The 14,143-nt window shown below is 68.4% G+C and carries 13 protein-coding genes; 9 read left to right on the forward strand and 4 right to left on the reverse strand.

From position 1 onward, the window contains the following. Window positions 1-44: 44 nt before the first annotated feature. From ACXI0U_RS05090 to ACXI0U_RS05105, 4 genes are all read left to right on the forward strand, one after another. Window positions 45-1,061 (forward strand): DUF2804 domain-containing protein, encoded by a 1,017-nt coding sequence (locus ACXI0U_RS05090; RefSeq protein WP_431483818.1) that lies wholly within the window; start codon window positions 45-47, stop codon window positions 1,059-1,061. Window positions 1,062-1,141: 80 nt separating this feature from the next. Beyond that, window positions 1,142-1,576: a MarR family transcriptional regulator gene (locus ACXI0U_RS05095; protein WP_021221137.1), complete on the forward strand. Its 435-nt coding sequence runs from the start codon at window positions 1,142-1,144 to the stop codon at window positions 1,574-1,576. Then, complete coding sequence (locus tag ACXI0U_RS05100; RefSeq protein ID WP_431483819.1) at window positions 1,576-2,976, forward strand: DHA2 family efflux MFS transporter permease subunit; 1,401 nt, start codon at window positions 1,576-1,578, stop codon at window positions 2,974-2,976. The genes ACXI0U_RS05095 and ACXI0U_RS05100 overlap by 1 nt, the downstream gene beginning before the upstream one ends. Before the next feature lie 265 nt (window positions 2,977-3,241). Continuing rightward, the gene (locus tag ACXI0U_RS05105) at window positions 3,242-5,623 is read left to right on the forward strand and encodes a motility hub landmark protein FimV (protein ID WP_431483820.1); all 2,382 of its coding nucleotides are present in this window, start codon (window positions 3,242-3,244) and stop codon (window positions 5,621-5,623) included. A 128-nt stretch (window positions 5,624-5,751) separates the two neighbouring features. Here the strand turns inward: ACXI0U_RS05105 and ACXI0U_RS05110 are convergent, their stop codons facing one another. Further along, complete coding sequence (locus ACXI0U_RS05110) at window positions 5,752-7,941, reverse strand: patatin-like phospholipase family protein (protein ID WP_431483821.1); 2,190 nt, start codon at window positions 7,939-7,941, stop codon at window positions 5,752-5,754. 75 nt (window positions 7,942-8,016) lie between these two features. Between ACXI0U_RS05110 and ACXI0U_RS05115 the strand changes: the two genes are divergently transcribed. From ACXI0U_RS05115 to ACXI0U_RS05125, 3 genes are all read left to right on the forward strand, one after another. Then, window positions 8,017-8,301, forward strand: a complete 285-nt coding sequence (locus ACXI0U_RS05115; RefSeq protein WP_021221141.1) for an Rdx family protein — start codon at window positions 8,017-8,019, stop codon at window positions 8,299-8,301. 79 nt (window positions 8,302-8,380) lie between these two features. After that, complete coding sequence (gene rfaD, locus ACXI0U_RS05120) at window positions 8,381-9,379, forward strand: ADP-glyceromanno-heptose 6-epimerase (protein WP_431483822.1); 999 nt, start codon at window positions 8,381-8,383, stop codon at window positions 9,377-9,379. A 123-nt stretch (window positions 9,380-9,502) separates the two neighbouring features. Beyond that, the gene (locus tag ACXI0U_RS05125; RefSeq protein ID WP_431483823.1) at window positions 9,503-10,012 is read left to right on the forward strand and encodes a hypothetical protein; all 510 of its coding nucleotides are present in this window, start codon (window positions 9,503-9,505) and stop codon (window positions 10,010-10,012) included. Between the two features lie 66 nt (window positions 10,013-10,078). On the opposite strand, the gene ACXI0U_RS05130 is transcribed toward ACXI0U_RS05125, so the two are convergent. From ACXI0U_RS05130 to ACXI0U_RS05140, 3 genes are all read right to left on the reverse strand, one after another. Continuing rightward, the gene (locus ACXI0U_RS05130) at window positions 10,079-10,957 is read right to left on the reverse strand and encodes a DMT family transporter (RefSeq protein ID WP_431483824.1); all 879 of its coding nucleotides are present in this window, start codon (window positions 10,955-10,957) and stop codon (window positions 10,079-10,081) included. After that, complete coding sequence (locus tag ACXI0U_RS05135; protein ID WP_021221145.1) at window positions 10,954-11,292, reverse strand: tRNA-binding protein; 339 nt, start codon at window positions 11,290-11,292, stop codon at window positions 10,954-10,956. Before ACXI0U_RS05135 ends, ACXI0U_RS05130 begins: the two co-directional genes overlap by 4 nt. 92 nt (window positions 11,293-11,384) lie before the next feature. Next, window positions 11,385-12,140 (reverse strand): AraC family transcriptional regulator, encoded by a 756-nt coding sequence (locus tag ACXI0U_RS05140; protein ID WP_431483825.1) that lies wholly within the window; start codon window positions 12,138-12,140, stop codon window positions 11,385-11,387. Between the two features lie 133 nt (window positions 12,141-12,273). Here ACXI0U_RS05140 and ACXI0U_RS05145 point away from each other — a divergent pair, with 133 nt between their 5' ends. Both ACXI0U_RS05145 and ACXI0U_RS05150 read left to right on the forward strand, forming a co-directional pair. Further along, a complete protein-coding gene (locus ACXI0U_RS05145) occupies window positions 12,274-13,107 on the forward strand; it encodes a UDP-2,3-diacylglucosamine diphosphatase (RefSeq protein ID WP_021221147.1) in 834 nt (277 codons plus the stop codon). Next, complete coding sequence (locus tag ACXI0U_RS05150; RefSeq protein ID WP_479549853.1) at window positions 13,104-14,141, forward strand: glycosyltransferase family 4 protein; 1,038 nt, start codon at window positions 13,104-13,106, stop codon at window positions 14,139-14,141. The genes ACXI0U_RS05145 and ACXI0U_RS05150 overlap by 4 nt, the downstream gene beginning before the upstream one ends. The last annotated feature ends 2 nt before the right edge of the window (window positions 14,142-14,143 follow it).

Raw genomic sequence — 14,143 nt, forward strand, 5'->3', positions numbered from 1 at the left:
CGGCGATGCTAGGATCGCGCCTTCCCACCTGACGAGCCCTGCCCATGGACAAGCTGATCGGCGCTGGCGGCCAGCCGCATTACGGACTTTTCGACGGCACTCCCGGCCTGGTCAACTACCGCGATTTCGACTTCCGCTCGCCCATGGGCCGTCGCCTGGGGGCCCTGGCGAAGTGGCGGCGCTTCCATCAGTTCCAGTATTTCGGCCTGATCAGCGACCAGCTCATCGGCGGCTGCGCCCTGGCCAACCTGAGCCTGGCCGGCATCGGCTTCGTCTACCTGTTCCACCCGGCCAGCGGGCGCATGATCGAGCGCCAGTTCAAGCTGCCGCTGGGCATGGGCACGCGTTTTTCCCAGGTGCCGGACGAGGGCGTCTGCGAACTGCGCCAGGGCCGCAACCTGCTGCGCCTGGAGAATTCGCCGAACCCCAAGGAGAAGCGCCTGCGGGTGGAACTGGACGACGGTACCCACATCGACGCCTGCTTCTCCGAGGACGAGCCGGCCTTCCAGCCCATGAGCCTGTGCACGCCCACCGCCGTGAACGGCTGGGTCTATGCGCGCAAGGTGGCGGGGGTCACCTGCCGGGGCGAGGTGCGCAGCGCGTTGGGTGATTTCGACCTGCAGGCCATCGGCGCTTTCGCCCACCACGATTGGTCCGCCGGCTACATGCGCCCGGAGACCTTCTGGAACTGGGCCTGCCTGTCCGGTGAGGCCCAGGGGCAGCGGGTGGGGGTGAACCTGTCCTGCGGGGTCAACGAAACCAGCTTCACCGAGAACTGTTTCTGGATCGATGGCGAGCTGATCAAGGTGGACTGCGTGCGCTTCGCCTTCGATCGCGACCGGCCGCTGGAGCAGTGGCTGATCACCTCCAACGACGGCCAGGTGGAGCTGCGCTTCACCGGCACCGGCCTGCACAAGGAGCGCCTGAACCTGGGCTTCATCGCCAGCAACTTCAAGCAGATATTCGGCCGCTTCGACGGCGTGCTGCGCCCCCACGGCCGGGCGCCCGTGAGCATCGATGGGCTCTGGGGCTTCGTCGAAGACCAATATGTGAAGTGGTAGATACAAAGCTGCGCTTGCTCCCGGCTGTCGCCTATGGTTAGCTCGCTAATTATTAGTTTAGGCAGTTAGAGTCCGTTTCAATGTCCCATACCGATCAACACCGCTTTGCCATGCAGCTCGCGCAGATGTCGCGGGCCTGGCGTGCGGAGCTGGATCGCCGGCTCGTCGACCTCGGCCTGTCCCAGGCTCGCTGGCTGGTTCTCCTGCATCTCGCTCGCTTCGAAGAACTCCCCACCCAGCGTGAACTGGCGCAGAGCGTCGGCGTCGAGGGCCCGACCCTGGCCCGGCTGCTCGACAGCCTGGAAGCCCAGGGGCTGGTGCAGCGCCTGGCCGTCGCCGAGGACCGCCGCGCCAAGAAGATCACCCTGTGCCCCAAGGCACGGCCGCTGATCGAGAAGATCGAGGCCATCTCCAACCAGCTGCGCAGGGAGGTCTTCACCGATATCGATGAAGAGGAACTGCGCCGCTGCCAGCAGGTACACGCGCGGATACTGGCCAACCTGGAACGGCGTTGATGCAGGACCTCGAGGCCCTGCACGCGCGCTACGGCCCGCGTTACCCGCAGTTGCTGCTGGGGCTGCTGATGGTCGGCAGCATGGCGATGATCCTCGCGTCCACCAGCATCAACGTGGCCTTGCCCGCGATCATGGCCGACTTCGCCATCGGCCGGCCGCTGGCGCAATGGCTGGCGACGGGGTTCCTCGCCTCCATGACCGCCGGACTGCTGCTCGCCGCCTGGGCCCAGTCGCGGCTCGGTGCGCGCCGTACCGTGCAGGGCGGTTTGCTGATCTTCACCCTGTGCTCCCTGCTGGCCCTGGCGGCCACTTCCGCCTGGCAGCTGATCGCCCTGCGCATCGTCCAGGGGGCCTGCGCCGGGATCATCCAGCCGCTGGCCATGGTGCTGATCTTCCGCATCTTCGCCGAAGGCGGGCGCGGCATGGCGCTGGGCACCTACGGGCTCGGGGTGATGATCGCGCCGACGCTCGGGCCGACCATCGGCGGTTACCTGATCGACCATTTCGGCTGGGAGGCGGTGTTCTGGCTGCCCTTGCCCATGTGTCTGGCGGCGGCCGTGGGCGCCCAGTGGCTGATGCCCTCGGAGCGCGACCGCAGCACGCCGGGCGTCGACCTCGTGGCGTTCCTGTTCCTCAGCGTGGCGCTGTTCGCGCTGCTCGGCGCCTTGGCCGAAGCCCAGCGCTTCGGCTGGCTGGCACCGAGCTGCTGGATCCCCGGGCTGCTGGGCCTGGGCGCAACCCTGGGCTTCGTCCTGCGCAGCCGCGCCAGCCCACGGCCTTTGCTGCCGTTGGCGCTGTGGCGCCACCGGGCCTTCCGCAAGGCCAGTTGGGTGGCGCTGATCCTCGGCCTCGGGCTCTACGGCTCCACCTACCTGATCCCGCTGTTCCTGCAGACGGTCGAAGGCTACAGCGCCGGCCGCGCGGGCCTGTTGCTGCTGCCCACCGGGGTGGTGCTGGGCGTGGCGTCGTTCGTGGGCGGCTGGCTCAGCGACAAGCTTTCCGCCGCGCTGCTACTGGTGGCCGGGCTGCTGGTGTTCGCCCTGTCATCCCTGGGGCTGGGCCTGGTGGACAGCGGCGCCTCCTTCCTTGTGCTGTGCTTTTGGGCCTGCCTCGGCCGCCTCGGCCTGGGCTTGCTGCTGCCGGCCTTGAGCACCGGTTCGCTGGACGTGCTCAGTGCCGAGGAACTTGCCCTGGGCGCCGGCGCCATCACCTTCGTGCGCCAGCTCGGCGGAGCCTTCGGGGTCAATCTGATGACCTTCTTCCTGGAGTGGCGCTACCACGCCGGCGGCGGCGACCTGCAGGCCGAGGCACTGGCCTTCCAGCAGACCTTTTGGCTGGTCGCCGGGCTTTTCCTCCTGGCGGTGTGGCCTGCGTGGGGCGTGCGCGCGACAAAAGGCTGACGAAGCTCTATAAATGTTCAGTAAAGGTGTGATTTCCGTCACTTTCATGGCGAACTTGCGGTAGGATTCCACCTGCCTGATGGCCCAAGGCCTCTACGCCGGGCAATCTGGGAAATTGCATCCATACTTATTTTCAGTTGGGTTCCAGGGATCGCCGCCCGACGCGTTTTCTTTCAATGCCGACGCCCGTTTTCGCCCCTCCATGGACTCAGGATCGTAGGGAGGCGGCTGTGGCGTTCGAGCCGGCATGACCGGGGGAGGGCACATGGCTCGAGTCAACAGGATCCTGCTTGCGCTTGCATCGGGACCTATCCTTTATTCCAGCCTGGCCTCCGCCATAGGCCTGGGCGAAATCACCCTGCATTCCGCGCTGAACCAGCCGCTCGAGGCTGACATCGGCCTGCTCGACGTCGGCGACCTGACCGACAGCGACATCAAGATCAGCCTGGCCCCCGCCGATGTGTTCGAGCGTGCCGGCGTCGACCGCGTCCTGTTCCTCAACGACCTGCGCTTCAGCCCGATGATCCGTGGCGCCAGCGGTCACATCCGCGTGGTCTCCAACAAGCCGGTGCGCGAGCCCTACCTGAATTTCATCGTCGAGGTGGCCCGCCCCAATGGCCGCCTGCTGCGTGAATACACCCTGCTGCTGGACCCGCCGGAAGCCTCCGCCTACAACCCGGTGGCCGCGCCCCTGGGCAACACCGCTGCCCAACGGGATAACCGTCGCAGCAGCGCCGCCAGCAGCCAGCCGGCCCCGACCGAGGCGCCGCCCGCCACCCAGGGCAAGCGTTACACCGTGGTCAAGGGCGACAACCTCTGGGCCATTGCCCAGCGCCAGAGCGCCGGCAGCGGCATGAGCACGGCGCAGATGATGAACGGCATCCACGCCCTCAACCCCAGCGCCTTCGCCAATGGCGACCCGAGCCGCCTGAGCGTGGGCCAGAGCCTGTTGCTGCCCGATGCCGCCGTGTCGATGGGCGCCGCTGCGAATGCAGCGGCCAACGATGCCGGCACCACCGGCCAGGCCATGGTCGGCAGCGCCCCCGGCCCTGTGTCCGCCCCCGGCACCCCGAGCCAGCCGGCGCCGTTGCCCCAGCAGATCGCCGAGGTGCAGCGCCGCGTCGACACCGAACTGGTCAACAGCGAGAACGAACGCCTGCAACTGCGCCAGGACATCGCCGACCTCCAGCTCAAGCTGGAAACCCTGCAACGGCAGATGGAGCAGAAGGACGCTCAGCTGGCGCGCCTGCAGAGCGCGCTCGGTCCGAACAGTGTCCAGCAGGCGTCCGCCGATGCCGGGCTGCCGCCGCTAACGGCCACCGCCCCGGCGGATGCGCCGGTCGCCGATGCAACCAACCTGCCCCCGCTGGACGATGGCGCCCCGGTCGCACCGCAAGCAGCCCAGGAGCCTGCCCCCAGCGAAAGCCCCGCCCCTGTCGACAACGCCGTTCCACAGGCTCCGGCCGAGCCGGCTGCCGAGGCGACCCAGCAGGGCACGCCGGCGGTCGCGGCGCCCGATGTGGCGGTGCAAGAGCCGGACAGCCTGGACACCTGGTCCCGCGCGCTGATGATCATCGGCGGCATCCTGCTGCTGTTCGTCCTGGCCGTGGCACTGCTGCGTCGCCGCCAGGAAACCCGCCCCGAGGCGCCTGAGCCGGTGGTCAAACCCAAGGTGCGTCCGGCCGAGGCCGTCGCCGTGGCGGCCGAGCGCCCCCGTATCGCCGCTGTGCCCCAGGCCCGCCCCGAGCCGGTGGTGGCGGTCGCCGCTGCCGCTGCACCGGTGGCGGCTCCCGCGCCCAGGCCGCAACCCACCCTGGCGACGGTACGCCCGTCCAGCGATTCCCTGGATGGCGCCAACATCTACATCGCCTATGGCCGCTTCAACGATGCCGAGAGCGCGCTGCGCAGTGCCATCGTCCAGGAGCCCAACCGCACCGACCTGCGCTTCCGCCTGCTGGAAGTGCTGGGTGAACTGCGTGACCCGAGCGGCTTCGCCATCGAGGAAAGCAACCTGCTGGAGATGGGCGTTGGTTCGGCCCGTATCGACCCGATCAAGGCGCGCTATCCCGGCATCGACCAGGGCCGCAAGGCCGAGCCGATGTTCGAGGAGCCGGAGTTCGTCCTCGGTGACCAGGCCCCGGACCTGCAGCCGGCCGAGCCGCTGATGGTGCGTGATGATGAGCTGACCGATGAATTCCAGCTCAACCTCGACGACCTGCCCCTGGATGCCGACTGGGACAGCCTCAGCCCCTTCAAGACCGAGGCGCCCAAGACCAAGGCGACGGGCAGCAAGCCCGAGCCGGTGCATCACCACGTTGACCCGGCCTTCCGCAGCAACCTGCAGGACATGCCCGAGGTGTTCGAACTGGACGACCTGGAGCAGGCCGATCGCCTCGAACTGCCGGAGCTGCCCCAGGCCGAGGAGCTGGACGAGCTGTCGTTCGACTTCGAGGACCCGCTGGAAGCCAGCGATGACCTGGACCACCTGGCCGCACGGCAGGAAAACCTGATGAAGCTCAACCTGGCGCTGGCCTACATCGACCAGGGCGACATCGAAAGCGCCTGCAGCATCCTCAACGAGGTGATCGACGGCGGTGACGAAGAGCAGAAGCAGGAGGCCCGCCAGCTGTTGGCGAAGATCGCCTGACTGCTCACGCAACACCCAAAAGCCCGGACACTGTTCCGGGCTTTTTCATGGCTGATCACGGCGCGTATTGCCCGGCAGCGCTTCGCGAGCAGAGCTCGCTCCTGCAGGGAAGTAAGTGAGTCGGGTGCTTAGAACACCCGGCCCAGTTTGAGGTAGAGCGCCTGCTCGGAGACGTCGTTGAGGCCGTAGCTGAAGTCCAGCGGGCCCAGGGGCGTGTCGAAGCTGATGAACAGGCTGCCGGCGTTGATGTAGCCGCTGTCGAAGCTGTTGTCGTGGTTCCAGGCCCGGCCGCGCTCCAGGCTGGCGCCGAGGTAGAAGGGAAAGTCCAGCGGCAGGAAGGAGCGCTGGGTCATCCGGCGGTAGTACACCATCCGGGCCAGGGCGACGTTCTGCCCGGAGATCGAATCCTCGCGGAAGCCCGAGAGCTGGCGTGCGCCGCCGAGCTGGAAGCTGGAGGTGACCACCTCGGCGCTGTCCAGGGTGCGGCCGTAGCGGCCACCGAGGACGAAGGTGTTGGCGTCGCTGGAGAGGGCCTTGTCCAGGCTCAGTTCCCACTGCCGGTAGCGATCGTCCGAGCCCAGTTCGGGGTCGTACTGGCGCAGGGTCAGCTTGATGTCTTCGCCCTCGTGGGGGTAGTCGACGTTGTCGAGGGTGTCGAAGGAGTACTTGGCCTCGTAGTAGCCCTCGCTGAAGCTGAAGCTGGGCAGGCGGCGGTCGCCGATGCGCACGTCGGCATCGCCCCAGCCCTGGCCGATGCCGAGGCGCAGCTCGCCGTTGTTGGCGATCTGCCGGCCGATGTTGAAGCCGTAGCCGTAGCGCTGCAGGCGGTATTCGGCGATGGGGTCGTTGTCCAGGGTGGCGTCGACGTTCTGCGCCTCGGCGGCGATATAGGGCGCGACGAAGTAGCGCGAGCCATAGTCCAGCGGCTGGTAGAACTCGCTGTAGAGCTCCTGGTCACTGCCGATCTGGGCGCGGGTCAGCCATTCGGCGCCGAGTTTGTTGATGCCGTTGACCCGGTAGCTGGCGCCCAGGTTGAAGGTGCTGCCGCCGCGCATGTCGTCGTCCAGGCTCAGGCCCAGGCGCAGGTAGTCGGTGCCGGTGCGCTTGCCGCGGGCGTTGATCACCAGCGTGTTGCCATCCTTGCGCTTGACCACGCGGTAATGCACCTGCTCGAAGTAGTCGAGGCCGTAGAGGGTGCCCATGTCGCTCTGCAGGCGCTCCAGGTCCAGGGGCTGGCCGGTTTCCTGGCGGATGATGCGGCGGATCACCTCGTCGCCCACCTTGGAGTCGTTCTCCACGCTGATGCGGGCGATTACCGGGCGACGCTCCACCGGTTGGCGCGCCTCGGCCAGTTCCGCTTCGTGCTGGCCGTGCTGGCGCGCCAGCGGGGCGAAACGGTGCTTGAGGATGGTGGCCGCGCGGTACCCGGCGTCGATCATCTGCCGGGCCCGGCCAAAGTCGGTGGCGCTGAACCCTGCCAGCGGCGGCTGCACCAGGATGTCGTCCGGGCCGAGCGTGGCCAGTTGCGCCTCGGAGTTGCGTCGGGTCATCAGGGTCACCGACTGGTTGAGCACGTCGACCACGGTGAGCAGCTCCTTGCGCCCGCGCAGCGGGGTGCCGATATCCACCGTGATCACCAGGTCGACGCCCATCTCCCGGGCCACGTCCACCGGGATGTTGTCCACCATGCCGCCGTCCACCAGCAGCTGGCCGTCCACCTCCACGGGCGCGAACACCGCCGGGATCGACATGCTGGCGCGGATCGCCTGGGGCAGGTGGCCCTTGCGGAACACCACCTTCTCGCCGGTGGAGATGTCGGTGGCCACGGCGCGGAAGGGGATGGCCAGGCGGTCGAAGTCGCGGGTGTCGCTGGTGTGCACCAGCAGGCTTTCCAGCAGCAGGGCGAGGTTCTGGCCCTGGATCACGCCGAGCGGCAGGCCCAGGCTGCCGTCGTCGCGGAAGCTGAGCTTCTGCTTGACCAGGAAATCGCGGTCGTCCTGCTTGCGGCGGAAGGGGACGTCATCGCGCAGGGGCGCGTCGGAGAGCGCCTGGCGCCAGTCGATGGCCAGGGCCAGCTTTTCCAGTTCGTCGACGCTGTAGCCCGAGGCGTAGAGGCCGCCGATCACCGCGCCCATGCTGGTGCCGGCGATGGCGTCGATGTGCACGCCCTGTTCTTCCAGGGCTCGCAGCACGCCGATATGGGCCAGGCCGCGTGCGGCGCCACCGGACAGCACCAGGCCGATGCGTGGGTGGGCCTGGTCGGCCAGGGTGGCCAGTGGCAGGAGGATAAGGGCGAGGAAAACGAGCACGCGGCGCATAACGCATCCCTGGTCAGGCGGGGAGGAAAAAGGCCGCTATTATAGGCGCCCCGCACGCCGCCACCGAGTCCCGTCATGTCCAGCTCCAGGCCCGAGATCGTCATCACCTACTGCACCCAGTGCCAATGGCTGCTGCGCGCGGCCTGGCTGGCCCAGGAGCTGCTCAGCACCTTCGCCGACGACCTCGGCCGGGTGGCCCTTGAGCCGGGCACTGGCGGTGTGTTCCGCATCACCTGCGACGGCGAGCAGATCTGGGAGCGCAAGGCCGACGGCGGCTTCCCCGAGGCCAAGGTGCTCAAGCAGCGGGTGCGTGACTGCATCGATCCGACGCGTGACCTGGGCCACAACGACCGCCCCTGAGCGGCCTTGCCCCAGGTCAACGGCGGGCTGATCACGCAGGCATAGCCTGACGGTACTTCCACGTCCCTGGAGCGCCGTCATGAGCATCATCGTCACCGGTGCCGCCGGCTTCATCGGCAGCAACCTGGTCAAGGCCCTCAACCAGCGCGGCGAGACGGACATCATCGCCGTCGACGACCTGACCGAAGGCGACAAATTCCGCAACCTCGCCGATTGCGAGATCCGTGACTACCTGGACAAGCGCGACTTCGTGCCGCGCTTCGCCGCCGGCGAGTTCGGCATGGTCCGCGCGCTGTTCCACCAGGGCGCCTGCTCCAGCACCCTGGAAGCGGACGGGCGCTACATGATGGACAACAACTACCGCTACAGCTGCGAGCTGCTGGATGCCGCCCAGCGCCGCGGCCTGCCCTTCATCTATGCCTCGTCGGCGGCCGTCTATGGCGCGGGCCAGGTGTTTCGTGAAGGCCGCGAGCACGAGCTGCCGCTGAACGTCTACGGCTACTCCAAGCTGCTGTTCGACCAGCGCGTGCGGCGCCTGCTGCCCCATGCCCGCGCCCAGGTGGTGGGGCTGCGCTACTTCAACGTCTATGGCCCGCGCGAAGGGCACAAGGGGCGCATGGCCTCGGTGGCGCTGCACTGCTTCCACCAGTACCGGGCGGAGGGGCGGGTACGCTTGTTCGGCGGCTGCGACGGTTACGCCGCTGGCGAGCAGCAGCGCGACTTCGTGTCGGTGGAGGACGTGGCGCGGGTCAACCTGCACTTTCTCGACCATTCCCAGCGTTCGGGCATATTCAACCTCGGCACTGGCGTCGCCCGGCCTTTCAATGCGGTGGCCATGGCGGTGGTCAATGCCCTGCGCGCCGAGGAGGATCGGCCGCCCCTGGGCCTGGCCGCGCTGATCGAGCAGGGCGTGTTGCACTACGAGGACTTCCCCGCCGTGCTCCGGGGCCGTTACCAGAGCCATACCCAGGCAGACATCGAGTTGCTGCGCGAGGCCGGTGCCGGCGAGGGCTTCCTCGATCTGGAGACCGGCGTGGCGCGCTATTGCCGCTGGCTGCTGGAGCAGGAGCGGGCCTGAGGCGGGCGTGTATCAGGACGTTTACCCCGGATTTACACAGGGCTGACGCTCGCCCGGGGGCGCCGGGCGAATAATTCCCTCCAGAGGCCGCGAACCCTACGGCCGTATTGCACGAGGTGAATGATGTCCTTGAAAACAACCCTGGCGCTGGCACTGCTGCTCGGCCTGTCCACCCCGCTATTCGCCGGCCCCGGCCAGGGTGGCCCTGGCGGCCATGGCGGTGGTCCCGGCCCGGGCGGGCAGGGTGGCTGGGGCCCGGGCCCGGGTGGCGGTGGGCACGACCGTGGCCTGCCGTCCGGCGCCCGCGAACTGTGGATCGGCAGTGCGCTGTACTTCGTCGCCGCCGGCACCTATTACCTGTGGAACGCCAATGTGCAGCGCTACGAAGTGGTGACGCCGCCCGCGGTGGTCCAGGGCAACGCCGCCGTCAGCTATGAAGTGATCGCCTACCCGGCCAACGGCCAGAGCGTCGACCAGCAGGGCCGCGACCGCTATGAGTGCCACACTTGGGCGGTGTCCCAGAGCGGTTTCGACCCGGCCACCGTCACCCGCCCGGTGGGCAGCGACAGCACCGACCGCTACCGCCGCGCGCTGGGCGCCTGCCTGATGGGGCGTGGATACAGCGTGAACTGAAAACGGCGGGCTGCGCAGGGGGCGGTGCGTAGCCCGGACTTCAGTCCGGGCTTCCGGTGGTTACCGTCAGCTCGCCGCTTCGGCGGGCTTCACCGCGTTGGTTTTGCGCGCCGGGAAGGCGATGGCGGCGATGATCAGCGTGCCGCCTGCAAGCATGCGCAGCGAGGGCTCCTCGCTGAACAGCCACCAGGCGAAAGCGATGCCGTAGACCGGCTCCAGGGCGAAGATCACCGCCGTGGTGCGCGCCTTGAGCACCTTGAGGCTGGCCACGAACAGGCTGTGGGCGAGGCCGGTGCAGAGCACGCCGAGCATGGCGATCCACAGCCAGTCGATGGCCCGCACCGTGGGCAGTACCGCCCAGCCCAGGGGCAGCACGCAGACGACGATGCAGAGGTTCTGCCACAGCGCCACCTTCACCGGGTCCAGCCCCTTGGTGCTGGCGCGGTTGAGCAGTGACAGCAGGGAGAACAGCAGGCCGGAGAGGATGGCTGCGATCAGCCCCTGGGTGGCGTCGCTGGCGAAGTCGAAGTCCGGCGTCACCAGCACCAGGCCCAGGCTGACCAGGGCCACCACCACGAACTCGCGCAGGTGGATGCGCTCGCGGAACAGCAGCCCCTCCAGCAGCAGGGTGAAGGCCGGGAAGCTGGCGAAGCCCAGGGTGGCGATGGCCACGCCGCCGATCTTCACCGCCTGGAAGAACAGCACCCAGTGCCCGCCCAGCAGCAGGCCGCCGAGCAGCAGCAGGGGAATCTGCCGCAGTACCGGCGCGCCGCCACGGGCACGGCCGGCGAACTGGGCGAACAGCGCCAGGGCGATGACCGCGAACAGCGCGCGGCCGAGGGTGATCACCACCGGCGTGGTTTCCGCCAGCTTGCCGAAGATGCCGGAGAGGCCGAAGAGCAGGGCGCCCAGGTGGATGGCGAGCAGCGCGTTGCGTTCGTTCATGCCAGGCGCGCGCCGTTGGGCAGCGGTTTGTCGAAGCCGGCCAGCACCACCTTGCCTTCGGCATCGTGGACGCCGGTGACCAGCACTTCCGAGCGCACCCCGGCGATGCGCTTGGGTGCGAAGTTGCAGACGCACAGCACCTGGCGGCCGACCAGCTCCTCGGCGGCGTAGTGGGCGGTGATCTGCGCGCTGGAGGTCTTCACCCCCAGCTCGCCCAGGTCCACTTCCAGCACATAGGCCGGCTTGTTGGCCTTGACGTTGGGTGCGGCGGATACGACGGTGCCGACGCGCAGTTCAACGCGCTCGAAATCCGCCCATTCGATGGTCGATGACATACAGCCCCCTTGTTTGACGATGGCCGCAGTCTAGAGGGCGGCGGGGTGGCTTGTCTGTCGCGGGACTCGCGGCTTTCGTCGCGGCCCTCGCGTCAGCCGCGCTGGCGGCGCAGGGCGCGCGGGGTGGTGCCGAACTCGCGGGATAGTGCAGCGGTGAAGGCGCTCTGCGAGCTGTAGCCCACCTGGGCCGCGATCTCGGCCACGCTCAGGCTGCACTCCAGCAGCAGGCGGCGGCCCTGGAGCAGGCGCCGGGTGCGCAGGTAGTCCATGGGCGTTTGCCCGGTGGCCGCGAGGAAGCGGCTGTGGAAGCGCGCCACCGACAGCCCACAAAGCCGGGCCAGGTCGGCCACCTGCAGGGGGCGTGCGGCGTGCTGGTCGATGTAGGCGTCGAGGGCTGTCAGCGGCAATGTGTTCTGCTCCGACGCCGGTGTGGTGCTCGGTGCCACCAGGCTGGCCAGGAGCAGGCCGACACCCTGGGTGGCGATCACCGGGTCATCGATCGGGCTGGCGGCGAGCCAGCCCACCAGTTGGCTCTGGGCGGGGTCGAGCTGCAGGGCGCCGGGTTTCTCCAGCAGGCGACGGCTGGCGTCGAAGTGACCGCCGAGGGTGCGTTGCAGCCAGGCGTCGTCGGGTACGTCGAGCACCAGGCACAGGCTGCCGCGCGGGCTGCCGCAGGCATGGTGTTCGCCCGGCGGGACCACGGCGAGGTTCTGCCGCTCGACCCGCGCGCCGATGCCGCCGACCTCGAATTCGAGGCTGCCGCTCAGGCCGAACACCAGCTGGGCGTGGTCGTGGCTGTGGGCGAGCAGGTCGTGGTTGTAGCGGCGCAGGGTCAGCATCGGGCTCATGGAGTGTTCCTCGGCAGGTGGCCAGTCTACTCCCCGGCGCGGGCGCCGCCAGTGTCATCGTTCTGCAGCCTAACCGTCACCTGCACTTCACCGGGCCTGCGCAAGATCGGAAAAACCCAGCTGGAGGCCGCCCATGAGCAGCGTTCAACGCCTGGAGCCGGCCGACCCGGCTCGTCCCCGCAAGCAACGCGTCCGCACCCTGTGGATATCCGACGTTCACCTTGGCACCCGCGATTGCCAGGCGGAGCACCTGGCGCGCTTCCTCAAGCGCCACCATGCCGACCGCATCTACCTGGTGGGCGACATCATCGACGGCTGGAAGCTGCGTGGCGGCATCTACTGGCCCCAGGCACACACCAACGTGATCCGCCGCCTGCTGACCATGAGCAAGCGTGGCACAGAGGTGATCTATGTCACCGGCAACCACGACGAATTCCTGCGCCGTTACTCCAGCCTGATGCTGGGCAATATCCAGCTGGTGGACGAAGCGATCCACGAGACCGCCGACGGCCGCCGCCTGCTGGTGATCCACGGCGATCAGTTCGACGTCATCACCCGCTACCACAAGTGGCTGGCCTTCCTCGGCGACTCGGCCTACGAGTTCACCCTGACCCTCAACCGCTGGCTCAACCACTGGCGCGAGCGCTGGGGCTACGGCTACTGGTCGCTGTCGGCCTTCCTCAAGCACAAGGTCAAGACGGCGGTGAACTTCATCAGCGACTTCGAGGAGTCCATCGCCCACGAGTGCGTCAAGCGCGGGCTGGATGGTGCCGTCTGCGGCCACATCCACCACGCCGAGATCCGCCAGGTGGGCGGCGTCGAGTACATGAACTGTGGCGATTGGGTGGAATCCTGCACGGCGCTGATCGAGCACTGGGACGGCACTATCGAGCTGTACCGCCTGGCCGACGACCAGGCGCGCCTGGCGACCGAGACCAAGCAGCCCGCCCTCGAGCCCGCTGCATGAGGATTCTTATCATCAGCGATGCCTGGGCACCCCAGGTGAATGGCGTGGTGACCAGCCTGCAGGCCCTGGTGGCCGAACTGCGCGGGCTCGGCCACCTGGTGAAGGTGCTGTCGCCCCGGGATTTCCGCTCGCGGCCGTGCCCGACCTACCCGGAGATCCCCCTGGTGTGGGACCTCTGGCGCGTGGGCCCGGCGATCCGCGATTTCCGCCCGGACTGCGTGCACCTCGCCACCGAAGGGCCGCTGGGCTGGGCCGCGCGACGCTGGCTGAAGCGCCGTGGCCTGGCCTTCTCCAGCGCGGTGCATACGCGCTTCCCCGACTACGTGCACACCCGCTGGCCACGCGTGCCCCTGGAATGGGGCTATGCCGTGCTGCGGGCCTTCCACCGCCCCAGCCAGACGGTGCTGGTGACCACCGAGCGCCTGCGCGGCGAATTGGCCGGCCGTGGGCTGGGCCACTTGTCGCTGTGGCGCAAGGGCGTGGACACCCGCCTGTTCCACCCGCGCCCGGAACAGCCGCGACCGCTGAAGCCGGTTTTCCTCTACGTCGGCCGTATCGCCCCGGAGAAGAACCTGCGGGCTTTCCTCGACCTGGACCTGCCCGGCGAGAAATGGCTGGTGGGTGATGGGCCGCAACGGGCCGAGCTGGAAGCCGACTACCCCGATGCGCGCTTCCTCGGCTACCGCCACGGCCAGGCGTTGGCCGATGCCTTTGCCGGCGCCAGCGTGCTGGTCTTCCCTTCGCGCACCGATACCTACGGCCTGGTGATGCTCGAGGCCCTGGCCTGCGGCACGCCGGTGGCCGCCTTCCCGGTGCCCGGCCCGCTGGATGTGCTGGAAGCGGACCTCACCGGGGTGATGGACGAGGATCTTCACGCTGCCTGCTTACGCGCACTGGAGCTGGACCGTGGCGTCTGCGCCGAGCGTGCCGCGCGCCTGTCCTGGCGGGCCTCCGCCCAGGAGTTCCTGGCACGCCAGCCGTTGCTGGATGGCGAGCTGTGCGGCGAGGCGGTGGGGGAAGGGTCGCTGTCGTAGGG

This window comes from Pseudomonas sp. C9D1 (assembly GCF_056491235.1).